The organism is Moellerella wisconsensis (genome assembly GCF_022592395.1).
In the GTDB taxonomy this organism is placed as follows: domain Bacteria; phylum Pseudomonadota; class Gammaproteobacteria; order Enterobacterales; family Enterobacteriaceae; genus Moellerella; species Moellerella wisconsensis.
Genome location: NZ_CP093242.1, coordinates 1,859,600 through 1,871,555, shown reverse-complemented (window position 1 = coordinate 1,871,555; position 11,956 = coordinate 1,859,600). Strand labels below are relative to the sequence as shown.

Below are 11,956 nucleotides of genomic sequence, written 5' to 3'. Positions count from 1 at the left end.
AAATTTAACGCCCATTGTTACGCAAATCAAAGTTATCGGGCAAGTATAATCTCGCCTGTGTGATAACTTTAGGGCCCGTACTGAGTTAATTTTCAGGATAAACTTTTTGTTTAAATTCGCATAAGTCTTCAATAATGCAAGAGCCACAGCGAGGTTTTCTAGCGATGCAGGTATAGCGGCCATGCAAAATTAACCAGTGATGGCAATCAACTTTGAATTCAGCGGGTACCACTTTTAGCAGTTTCTCTTCCACCTCAACGACATTTTTCCCGGGGGCAAAATTGGTGCGATTACAGACACGGAAAATATGGGTATCGACAGCAATAGTTGGCCAACCGAAGGCGGTATTCAATACCACATTGGCAGTTTTCCGCCCAACGCCCGGCAATGCTTCTAGTGCGGCTCTATCTTCTGGAACTTCACCTTGATGTTTTTCGATTAACATTTGGCAGGTTTTAATCACATTTTCAGCTTTGGTATTAAATAAACCAATGGTTTTAATATATGATTTTAAGCCATCAACGCCGAGTGCCAAGATTTTTTCTGGTGTATTGGCTATCGGATACAGCTTGGCCGTGGCCTTGTTCACGCTGACATCGGTCGCTTGAGCTGACAATAACACCGAGATTAACAACTCAAATGGGCTGTTAAAGTTTAATTCGGTGGTCGGGTGTGGGTCATTTGCCCGTAAGCGGGTTAAAATTTCAATCCTTTTGGTCTTATTCATAGCTCACAACATGTTGATTAGGAGAATAATGCCTGCCATGCACAGACGCCGATAATCGACGTTAATGGCTTGACTGTCCGCGCTCGGTGGATAACTCTGTTTGAAGTTCAGTTTCTTGAGTCTGATTTTTCTTCAGTGAGTTACTGGCATGGCGTAGTTTTATTTTTTCATCAATTAAATATTTTAGTGCTAGCATTAGCCCGAGGCCAATAAAGGCACCGGGGGGAAGCATGGCTAAAAGGAATGGTGAATCGAGATGAATAATTTCAATTCTCAGTGCCTTAGCCCAAGAGCCAAGTAATAAATCAGCGCCATCAAACAGTGTGCCATTACCAAGAATTTCACGCATCGCTCCTAATACCAGCAAGGCAGCGGTTGCCCCTAGTCCCATCGCAAGGCCATCCATCGCTGATTGATAGACTGGATTTTTGGCGGCAAAGGCCTCTGCACGACCAATCACGATACAGTTAGTGACAATCAGCGGAATAAAAATTCCTAATGATTGATACAGCCCAAAAGCATAGGCATTGATCAGCATTTGTACCGCGCTAACTACTGAGGCGATGATCATAACGTAAATGGGGATACGAATTTCTGAAGGTACCCAACGACGAAAGGCCGATACCGCAACATTGGTACAGACCAATACTAAAGTGGTCGCTAAACCCAGGCCCAATGCATTGGTGGCGGTTGATGAAACCGCCAATAATGGGCATAAGCCCAGTAATTGAACCAGCGCTGAGTTATTTTTCCACAGCCCTTGAGCAAATAATTCTTTAGTTTGATTCATTATTATTCGGCTCCACACACAGGATAATCGGCCAGATTATCGGTAACATTTTGCATAAATAAAGCGGTTTTTTTTGTAGCATTGACCACTGCTCGTGGCGTAATGGTTGCCCCAGTAAATTGATCGAACTCTCCACCATCTTTTTTTACTGCCCAAGGTGATAGATTATCAGCCTCAATTTTTTTACCACTAAAATGGGTGATCCAGTCGGAAATCCGAGTTTCAATTTTATCACCTAACCCCGGCGTTTCATGATGTTCAGTGACTCGAGCCCCCAAAACATTACCGTTAAAATCACTGCCAACAATTAAGTTGATAGCGCCGGAATAGCCATCTGGTGCCGTAGATTCTAACGCAGCTGCCACAGGAGTACCTTGTTTACGCGCGATATATAAACGGTGCGGTTGTGCAGTCCCCAGAGCCTCGGGCGCAGTGACTAAATAACATTCTTGGCTAAACTGATTATCGTACATTTGTGGGGGAACCACTTGATCTAACAATTTTTTTTGCTCGATTGCAGCTTGTTCCGCAATTGTCTGCTTAGTCAGAGTATAAACCGCTGCACTTAATCCGGTGGTTCCGGCAGCAAACAGTGCCAGAGTAATCGCATGGCGTCGCATAGTTGTTAACATCTGATTTCCTTATTTATGCCCGTATGCTCGTGGTTGTGTGTAATTATCGATCAATGGTACCGCAATATTTGTTAACAGTACCGCAAATGCAACGGCATCCGGATAGCCGCCGTAGACTCGAATAATCCATACTAATAGCCCAACGAGCCCCCCATAAATTAATCGTCCGCGAGGTGTTGTTGACGCCGTCACTGGGTCGGTGGCAATAAAGAATGCACCTAGCATAGTTGCGCCAGACAGTAATTGGAACAGTGGCGGGGCATAATGACCATCATCAATCAACCAACTGATGGTAGAACAAATTGCTAGTACCGCTAAGAATGAAACGGGGATTTGCCAATTGATCACCTTGCGATTAAGCATGATTAATCCGCCGAATAAATAACCGATATTTACCCATTGCCAACCAATGCCGGCTAATGAGCCTTGTAATATGGGTTGCGCTAAGACTTCGTCAATGGCATGGGTTAATAAGCCGGTTTTAAAGCTGTCGAGCGGCGTAGCTTGGCTCATACCATCAATCCCTAAGCGTAGCTGCTCTAATGTTGATCCGCTAGGTGTGTGCCCGGTCAGAATAATCATTAGGCTATCCCAAGCTGAGGTAGGTATATTTTGTAATGCATCCGGCGGTAGCCAACTGGTCATTTGTACGGGGAATGAAATGAGCAGTACGACATAGCCGACCATGGCGGGATTGAACGGATTTTGACCTAATCCACCATACAGATGCTTGGCAATAATTATGGCAAATACAGTACCAATAACAATTAACCACCAAGGCGCTAAAGGCGGCAAACTAACGCCTAATAATAGCGCAGTCACTAATGCCGAGTTATCTTTGAGCGCGGTGCTTATGCTACGTGTGCGTAATTTTACCGCGATAGACTCGGTAATAATGGCGGTTAGCATGGCTAAAATTAATTGGTATAAAGTACCTATTCCAAAAAAATAAAGCTGCGCGGCAATACCGGGAATAGCAGCAATAATTACCCACAGCATAATTAGTTGGGTATTATGTTGGTCGTGAGTAAACGGCGAGCTAGCGATTTTTAAACGACGACTTTGTTGATTTATGGGTCTAAATTTCATATTTTTTTCGCTATTCTATCGATGTTTCTTCATGTTTTTGCATTTCACGCTTTGCTTTTACGCGAGCAATTGCCGCAGCAACTGCTATTTTACGTGGATCAGTTTCGTCTTCGATGGGCTCATCGGCAGCCGGCGATAATTGATTATCTATTTCCATTTGTAAACTTGGCGTATCAATCTCAATCGCGCTGGCTTGTGCGGCTTTTTTGGCTTTCACTCGGGCAATCGCTGCGGCTACAGCGGCTTTGCGCGGATCAGTTTCAGCCCCGGCTTCCGTTGCAGCTTCAGGTGCTGTGGTTGCAGACGCTGTTGTAGAAGCTACTGTTTCGGCAGCTACTGTTTCGGCAGCCTCCGCCGAGAGATCAGCACCAGCTTGTGCGGCTTTTTTGGCTTTTACTCGGGCAATCGCTGCGGCTACAGCGGCTTTGCGCGGATCAGTTTCAGCCCCGGCTTCCGTTGCAGCTTCAGGTGCTGTGGTTGTAGAAGCTGTTGTTTCGACAGCTACTGTTTCGGCAGCTACTGTTTCGGCAGCCTCCGCCGAGAGATCAGCACCAGCTTGTGCGGCTTTTTTGGCTTTCATTCGAGCAATTGCAGCGGCTACAGCGGCTTTGCGTGGGTCAGTTTCAACCCCGGCTTCCGTTGCAGCTTCGGCAGCCTGCCGAGAGATCAGGTTGCCGCAATGTGCGGCTACAGCGGCTTTGCGCGGATCAGTTTCAGCCCCGGCTTCCGTTGCAGCTTCAGCGTTGTAGAAGCTGTTGTTTCGACAGCTATCGGCAGCTACTGTTTCGGCAGCCTCCGCCGAGAGATCAGCACCAGCTTGTGCGGCTTTTTTGGCTTTCATTCGAGCAATTGCAGCGGCTACAGCGGCTTTGCGCGGATTCAGGTGCTTTTGCAGACGCCCGAAGCTTCCGTTGCAGCTTCAGGTGCTGTGGTTGCAGACGTTTGTTGTTCCGTTGCAGCTTCAGGTGCTGTGGTTGCAGACGCTGTTGTTTCGACAGCTACTGTTTCGGCAGCTACTGTTTCGGCAGCCTCCGCCGAGAGATCAGCACCAGCTTGTGCGGCTTTTTTGGCTTTTACTCGAGCAATCGCTGCGGCTACAGCGGCTTTACGCGGGTCAGTTTCGGCCCCGGCTTCCGTTGCAGCTTTAGATGCTGTGGTTGCAGACGCTGTTGTAGACGCTGTAGTTTCGGCAGCTACTGTTTCGGCAGCCTCCGCCGAGAGATCAGCACCAGCTTGTGCGGCTTTTTTGGCTTTTACTCGGGCAATCGCTGCGGCTACAGCGGCTTTGCGCGGGTCAGCCCCGGTTTCCGTTGCAGCTTCAGGTGCTGTGGTTGCAGACGTTGTTGTAGAAGCTGTTGTTTCGGCAGCTACTGTTTCGGCAGCCTCCGCCGAGAGATCAGCACCAGCTTGTGCGGCTTTTTTGGCTTTCATTCGAGCAATTGCAGCGGCTACAGCGGCTTTGCGCGGGCCAGTTTCGGCCCCGGCTTCCGTTGCAGCTTCAGGTGCTGTGGTTGCAGACGCTGTTGTAGAAGCTGTAGTTTCGGCAGCTACTGTTTCGGCAGCCTCCGCCGAGAGATCAGCACCAGCTTGTGCGGCTTTTTTGGCTTTAGCACGAGCAATCGCAGCGGCTACAGCAGCTTTGCGTGGGTCAGTTTCAGCTCCGGCTTCTGCTGTGGCGGTTTGTGGCTCAGTAGACGTGGATAGTGACTCAGCGGCTTTTTTCTCGGCTTGGCGTGCGCGGGCTTGTGCTTTTCGTGCTTCACGAGCGGCAATCACTGCGCTGTTATCTGGAGCCTGGGTCGGATCGACAGTAATGCTTTCGGCAGCAGACTGCTGTTTTGCTTTTACACGAGCTAAAGCTGCATTAACCGCACTTTTATCATCGCTATCTGGTTGCACGGCGGCTTTTCTATGTCGAGCTTCACGCGCTTCTTTTTCTCTTTCCATACGGATTTGTTTAGCTTCAAATCGCAGTTTAGCCTCGTTAGCACGTCGTTCTTCTTGGGCTATCTCTTTGATTTCTGCTTTTTCTTGGCGGTAATATTGCACCAAAGGAATATTGCTCGGGCATACATAGGCGCAAGCGCCACATTCAATGCAGTCAAATAAATGATGCTTTTGTGCTTTATCGTGCTCTTTGCCTTGGCTAAACCAATATAGTTGCTGTGGCAGTAAACCAGCAGGACAAGCTTCGACACAGAGCCCACAGCGAATACAGGCTTCTTCTTGTGCTTTAAGCCCCATTTCTTCTGCGGTAGGCACTAACAGGCAGTTGCTGATTTTTACGATAGGCACACTGAGGTCGGGCAGGGTAAAGCCCATTAATGGCCCCCCCATAATCACCATTTGTTGATCTTGCGGTTGAAAACCCGCTTGTTGCAATAGATATTGTACGGGTGTGCCTAAACGCGCCCAAAAGTTTCCCGGTTGCTGTATAGCTTCACCCGTCACAGTTACCACGCGCTCGATTAAAGGGTGTCCGTCAATAATTGCGCGTTTAATGGCAACCGCTGTGCCGACATTTTGCATTAATACGCCAATTTGAGATGAACGCGCGCCAGAGGGTACTTCTTTGCCCGTTAAAATTTTAGTTAATTGTTTAGCTCCCCCCGAAGGGTATTTGGTGGGGATCACCCGAATATGGATCAGTGGGTCGTGTTGCGTTAGTGCCTTTTTTAAGGCGCGAATGGCTTCGGGTTTATTATCTTCAATGCCTATTAACACTTGTTCAGGGTTAAGCAAATGGATCAAAATTCGGCAGCCTTCAATAACTTCATCGGCATGCTCTTGCATTAAGCGATCATCGGCCGTGATGTAAGGCTCGCATTCTGCAGCATTAATAATTAGCGTTTTAATCGCTTGCCCTGCGCCAGCTAATTTTGCTGCCGTTGGGAATCCCGCACCGCCAAGGCCGGCAATACCTGCTTGTTCGATATGGAATAATAGCTCGGAAGCCGTCAGCTGGGTATATTCAGGATACGGATGCAGTTCGCCCCATTGGTCTTTACCGTCGGTGGTAATAATTACGCACAGCTCAGCTAATCCGGAAGGATGCGCAGTAACGCGTGGCTCAATAGCACTGACAATCCCAGAGGAAGACGCGTGTACCGGGACGGTTCTGCCAATCCCTTTGGTTAACGGTTGGCCTTTAAATACATAATCGCCAACCTTAACTAATAATTCACCCTCAGGGCCTAAATGTTGCTGTAATGGAATAATCAATTGCGCAGGTACCGCGGCGATACGCATGGGGGTTTGGCTGGATTGTAATTTCATTTCAGGTGGGTGAATACCACCATCAAAATCCCAAATATTGTCTTTCTTCAACCAGTTAAATAAATTAAACATGCGATTCACCCTGAGTCGATCCCTTCGGAGTGATAGGAGTTGTTGGTAATGTAATATTTTTAACCGGAATCGAATTTAAATCCCATTTCCAGTTAGAGGTGGACGTTTTGACCGGAACTAATTCAATGCAGTCTGTTGGGCAGGGAGCCACACACAGATCGCAGCCAGTACACAGATCTTCAATCACTGTATGCATGGCTCGCGTTGCACCAATGATTGCATCTACCGGGCAAGCTTGAATGCATTTGGTACAACCAATACAGTTATCTTCATCAATAATTGCCACTTTGCGCTGAGGATTTAATACGGCTTCATCGCCTTCTAGTGGCTGCGGGTCTACATTCAGTAGCTCAGCAATTTTCAACATCGCTTGCTCGCCACCAGGAGCGCAACGATTGATCATTTCACCATTATTGGCTACCGCATTTGCGTAAGGTTTGCAGCCAGGATAACCACATTGACCACATTGGCTTTGTGGTAGAATATGATCGATTTGTTCGACAATCGGATCTTCTTCGACTTTAAAACGCAGAGATGCGTAACCTAAAATAAGGCCAAATATCAGCCCAAATGCGGCTAATATGCCAATAGCAATCCATAACGATATCATTAGAATTTCACCAAACCACTAAAGCCCATGAAGGCCAAAGACATTAAACCCGCGGTAACTAACGCAATTGATGAGCCCCGAAATGGCGCGGGCACATCGGCGACGGCCAGTCGTTCGCGTATTGCAGCAAATAGCACCATGACTAATGAAAAACCAACCGCGGCACCAAAACCATAGACTGCCGATTGTAAAAAGTTATGGGATTGATTGATATTAAGTAGTGCAACCCCTAAAACCGCGCAGTTAGTGGTGATTAGCGGTAAAAAGATACCTAATAAGCGGTATAAGGTCGGGCTAGTTTTACGTACGACCATCTCGGTGAATTGGACCACCACCGCGATCACTAAAATGAAACTTAATGTACGCAGATAAATGAGATCTAAGGGGATCAGAATAAAGGTGTCCATCAACCACGAGGTGATAGACGCAAGGGTCATTACAAAGGTGGTTGCAAAGCCCATTCCAATGGCGGTTTCGAGTTTTTTTGAGACGCCCATAAACGGGCATAAGCCAAGGAACTTAACTAACACAAAGTTGTTAACTAAAACGGTCCCGATAAATAAAAGCAGATAATCAGTCATTGCATTGCCTGAAACGTGTTGATAAAAAACGAAAAAGAATTAGCGAATTATTAAAAATAACCCGGCTATAATAACAAGCAATTTTAGCGTGGCTTATCGATCTTGTGTGAAAGTCATTTTTACGCGGTATGAACGTTTCATATAGGGCACAAATAACGATGCGGCAAATAATGGCCATAATAGCACTTTTAGCGCCATAGTATCGTCAATCGGTGAAAATGCGAAGGTTTTCAGTCCGAGAACTAATGAAATCATTAGCCAAATTATGAACATACGTGGGAATTTACGTGCTCGAAAAAACATCAATTTAATCACGTGAGCAGTAAAAAGACCCATTAATAACGTCGTGGCTAAAGATAAATACCAGCTAAGTGGTAGAAAGCTAGGCCATGCTCCATAAGCTGAATATAAATCAAAAAACTTTAAAACATATAAAATAAACATGCCGCAAGCAGCAACAAACATAACAACTAGATAGCTCGCTGGCGCTAACAGCCAACCATTAATATGCTGGTAATCATTTAAAGGTTTCATTATAGATATCAACTCAATGACGGGAAATAGCACTATCTTAACATGCGGCTAACGGATAGCGCTATTTTAGTTTAGTTTGCTAATCAGCAAACACTAGTGGTACTTTCTTCTCTAGCTGATTAACATAAATGATTAATTTAAAATCTACCATCTGACCGAGATAAAGAGGTAATTATGACTAAACCAATTAAAGTTGGATTAGTAGGGTATGGTTATGCAAGTAAGACATTTCACGCACCTTTTATTGTGGCTTTAGATCAGTTTGAACTCACCGCTGTCTCAAGCAGCGATCCGGCAAAAGTTAGTGCGGATTTGCCCGATGTTACTGTAGTCTCCTCGCCAGAAGCCTTATTTAATAACCCCGATATTGAACTTATTATTATCCCTACGCCTAATAATACTCACTATTTATTAGCACAAGAGGCCTTAGCGGCAGGTAAGCATGTCGTGGTCGATAAGCCATTTACTGTAACAGTAGATGAGGCTGAGGCGCTGAAGAATCAAGCGGAAAATGCCGGTTTATTGCTATCGGTTTATCATAATCGTCGCTTTGACGCAGGGTTTTTAACGTTGAAAAAACTGTTGGATCAGCAGATCCTCGGCGATATTAAATATTATAGTTCACATTTTGATAGATATCGCCCGGCAGTACGTCAACGCTGGCGCGAATCGTCGGTCGCCGGCGGTGGGATTTGGTACGATTTAGGCCCGCACTTGTTAGATCAAATGTTGCAGTTTTTCGGTAAGCCGCAATCGATCACCGCCGATCTGGCTGAGATCAGGCCGGGAGCAGAAGCGGTAGATTACTTTCATGCGATGCTTAATTATGCCGATAAAAAAGTGGTTCTGCATGCGACAACAGTGGCTGCTGCTGAATCGCCTGTTTATACTGTGCATGGAATGCTGGGCAGTTATGTTAAATATGGCTTGGATACCCAAGAAGATTTATTAAAGACTGGGCATTATCCTGTAGGCGATAATTGGGGTGTGGATCCGCGTGCAGGAATTGTGACGCTGTCACAGGACGATCAATTAGTTGAACAGCCGTGGCCGAATGAAAAAGGTAATTATGCTGGCTTTTATACGGCGATTTACCAAGCTATCCGCGAAGGAGAAGCTAATCCTGTTACACCTGAGCAAGCGATTATGGTCATGAAGTTAATCGAAGCCGGTGTTAAATCGGCAAAACAGCAGCAAACTATTGTTCTGGAATAACAATTTTAGAACAAGTATTTTAGAATAATTCCTTTAAATGGAACAGGTTGGAATGATAGTTTTTATTTAATCATTACTGGCATCAGGATAAGGTGCCAGTAATATTATATTGAGAAGTAATATGCCTTGGCTAAATAAATTAAAAATCGACCCGTTTCTTATTACTATGCTATTGGTGATTGGAATTGCTAGCATTTTTCCTTGCGAAGGTGAGGTCAAAGTAGGCTTTAAATATTTGACTGTTGCTGCGATAGCACTGCTGTTTTTTATGCATGGGGCTAAATTATCGCGGGAAGCGATAATGGCGGGTATTCGTCATTGGCGGCTGCATTTGTTGGTGTTTAGCAGTACCTTTATTGTGTTTCCGATTTTAGGGCTGGGCATGCACTTTATGGTGCCAGAATGGATGTCGCCTACGGTATATATGGGCTTTCTTTATCTATGTGCTTTGCCCGCAACAGTGCAATCAGCGATAGCATTTACTTCGGTAGCCGGAGGCAATGTCGCAGCGGCAGTTTGTAGTGCTTCGGCATCCAGTATTCTTGGAGTATTTTTATCGCCTATATTAGTTGGGATGTTGATGGACGCTGATGGTAGCCAAGCTGTAGATACTTTTAATGCGATTGGCTCAATTTTACTGCAACTGATGCTTCCTTTTGTCGTTGGACATCTGGCGAGGCCGTTAATTGAAAAATGGATTAATCGTCATCGTAAATTAATTAATATCACTGACCGTTCATCGATTTTATTAGTGGTCTATGTTGCTTTTAGTGAAGCAGTGGTTGAAGGGATCTGGCAAAAAATCGATGCTTATTCGTTATTGATGATTTGTGTGGTGAGCTGCTTACTGTTATTGGTGATAATTGTGATGAATATTGCTGCAGCGAGATTACTGAAATTTAGTAAGCCCGATGAAATTACGATTGTTTTTTGTGGTTCAAAGAAAAGTCTGGCGAATGGTGTACCTATGGCGAATGTATTATTTCCGGCATCTGTCGTTGGGGTGATTTTATTGCCATTAATGATTTTCCATCAAATCCAATTGATGGTTTGTGCGGTACTTGCACAACGCTATGCTAATCAGGGAGCTAAGCAAAAAGCCGAATAAGCGCGGGATCTCGGCGTGACTATTTGATGACTGAAAAATAATAAATTGATACATACGCAATAACTGTCTAATACCGATATGTTGTTTAGATTTTTGGAATCTGTTCTGAGTATAGACTTGAGTTCACCAATAGAGCTTAAGCGGTTTAGCGTGGCTTATGATTTGTCAATTTGTCATCACGGTAGGTTAAATTCGTTTAATTTAGTAGGCCATACCATTGACCTACTAAATTGACCGATTCGATTAAATAAGCTATTTACGTTGCGCAGCCATTTCAATTAATTGCTGTTTTTCTGTGGCGCTTAAAAATGCCATACGTAGACCGTTACGCTGTGCTTGTAAAATCTCTGCGGGAGTTAACCCAGCATCTCTAGCCGCAAGTTGATACTCATGGGCTATCTCTATTCCTTGTACTGCCGGATCATCGGTATTAATGGATACAATAACCTGATGGGCTAAGAATTGCCTTAATGGATGCTCCGCCAGAGAAGCTACGGTACTGGTTTGCAGATTAGAGGTTAAGCAGCTTTCAATTCCAATCTCATGGGTAACCAAATAATCCATTAATTGAGGATCTTGTATGGCTTTAACGCCGTGACCAATCCGCTCGGCGCCGAGTTGATTTATCGCTTGCCAAATACTGGCGGGACCCGCAGCCTCGCCGGCGTGTACCGTTATATGCCAATCCGCATCTTTGGCTTGGGTAAAATGCGTATGGAATAACTCCCCTGGGAAACCGAGCTCGTCTCCGGCTAAATCGAGGGCACAGATATGATCTTTATGCGCTAATAATCCATCCAACTCTTGTTGGCACGCCTCGCGTCCAAAAGTTCGGCTTAAAATACCGATTAAATTGATTTTTATGGGATATTTCTTAACTCCCGCTTGAATACCTGCGATTACTGCCTCGACAACGCCATCGATAGGTAATTGGTGTTTCATCGCCATATAATAGGGAGAAAAACGCAGCTCGGCGTAGTCAATTCCTGCATGATAGGCATCTTCTACATTTTCAAAAGCTACACGATAACAGGCGGCTAGATCGGCCAATACTGCTACACCCCAATCAAGTTTTTGTAGAAAACCGAGTAAGTCTGGTTGATTGCTAAGCACTTGAACATGAGGGCGTAATGCTTCTAATTCATCCGCAGGCAGGGCGATATTGTGCTGTCTTGCAAGAGATAATATGGTTTGTGGACGAATATTGCCATCAAGATGTCGGTGTAAATCGGTTAATGGAATAGTGTGATTTATCATGCAATTCCCGTCCTTTTAGTCAATGTAGTGAAATTAATAATAAAAAACGCCAGTCAAAGAGGGTG

General features: G+C 45.2%; 12 protein-coding genes. 2 read left to right on the top strand and 10 right to left on the bottom strand.

The window, feature by feature from the left end; translation table 11 throughout:
• Positions 1–85: 85 nt before the first annotated feature.
• From nth to MNY66_RS08255, 9 genes are all read right to left on the bottom strand, one after another.
• Complete coding sequence (gene nth / locus MNY66_RS08295; RefSeq protein WP_241500658.1) at positions 86–727, bottom strand: endonuclease III; 642 nt, start codon at positions 725–727, stop codon at positions 86–88.
• Between the two features lie 61 nt (positions 728–788).
• The gene (locus MNY66_RS08290) at positions 789–1,517 is read right to left on the bottom strand and encodes an electron transport complex subunit E (protein WP_241500657.1); all 729 of its coding nucleotides are present in this window, start codon (positions 1,515–1,517) and stop codon (positions 789–791) included.
• Positions 1,518–1,519: 2 nt separating this feature from the next.
• Entirely contained in the window at positions 1,520–2,149 is a 630-nt protein-coding gene (gene rsxG, locus MNY66_RS08285) for an electron transport complex subunit RsxG (protein WP_047256146.1), read from the bottom strand.
• A 9-nt stretch (positions 2,150–2,158) separates the two neighbouring features.
• Positions 2,159–3,238 carry an electron transport complex subunit RsxD gene (rsxD, locus tag MNY66_RS08280; protein ID WP_047256145.1) on the bottom strand — a complete coding sequence of 360 codons (1,080 nt, stop codon included), beginning with the start codon at positions 3,236–3,238 and terminating at the stop codon, positions 2,159–2,161.
• 10 nt (positions 3,239–3,248) lie between these two features.
• Positions 3,249–4,079, bottom strand: coding sequence for a hypothetical protein (locus MNY66_RS08275; protein WP_241500656.1), 831 nt, complete (start codon positions 4,077–4,079; stop codon positions 3,249–3,251).
• A gap of 38 nt (positions 4,080–4,117) precedes the next feature.
• The gene (rsxC, locus tag MNY66_RS08270) at positions 4,118–6,586 is read right to left on the bottom strand and encodes an electron transport complex subunit RsxC (protein WP_241500655.1); all 2,469 of its coding nucleotides are present in this window, start codon (positions 6,584–6,586) and stop codon (positions 4,118–4,120) included.
• On the bottom strand, positions 6,579–7,196 hold the full coding sequence (gene rsxB, locus MNY66_RS08265) for an electron transport complex subunit RsxB (protein WP_047256143.1): 618 nt from the start codon (positions 7,194–7,196) through the stop codon (positions 6,579–6,581). The genes rsxC and rsxB overlap by 8 nt, the downstream gene beginning before the upstream one ends.
• Positions 7,196–7,777, bottom strand: coding sequence for an electron transport complex subunit RsxA (gene rsxA / locus MNY66_RS08260; RefSeq protein WP_047256142.1), 582 nt, complete (start codon positions 7,775–7,777; stop codon positions 7,196–7,198). The genes rsxB and rsxA overlap by 1 nt, the downstream gene beginning before the upstream one ends.
• Positions 7,778–7,870: 93 nt before the next feature.
• Entirely contained in the window at positions 7,871–8,311 is a 441-nt protein-coding gene (locus tag MNY66_RS08255) for a DUF2569 domain-containing protein (RefSeq protein WP_047256141.1), read from the bottom strand.
• A gap of 174 nt (positions 8,312–8,485) precedes the next feature.
• Between MNY66_RS08255 and MNY66_RS08250 the strand changes: the two genes are divergently transcribed.
• The gene (locus tag MNY66_RS08250) at positions 8,486–9,526 is read left to right on the top strand and encodes an oxidoreductase (protein ID WP_241500654.1); all 1,041 of its coding nucleotides are present in this window, start codon (positions 8,486–8,488) and stop codon (positions 9,524–9,526) included.
• Positions 9,527–9,647: 121 nt separating this feature from the next.
• Entirely contained in the window at positions 9,648–10,634 is a 987-nt protein-coding gene (locus MNY66_RS08245) for a bile acid:sodium symporter family protein (protein ID WP_047256139.1), read from the top strand.
• 252 nt (positions 10,635–10,886) lie between these two features.
• Here the strand turns inward: MNY66_RS08245 and add are convergent, their stop codons facing one another.
• Positions 10,887–11,891, bottom strand: coding sequence for an adenosine deaminase (gene add / locus MNY66_RS08240; RefSeq protein WP_241500653.1), 1,005 nt, complete (start codon positions 11,889–11,891; stop codon positions 10,887–10,889).
• Positions 11,892–11,956 lie beyond the last annotated feature (65 nt).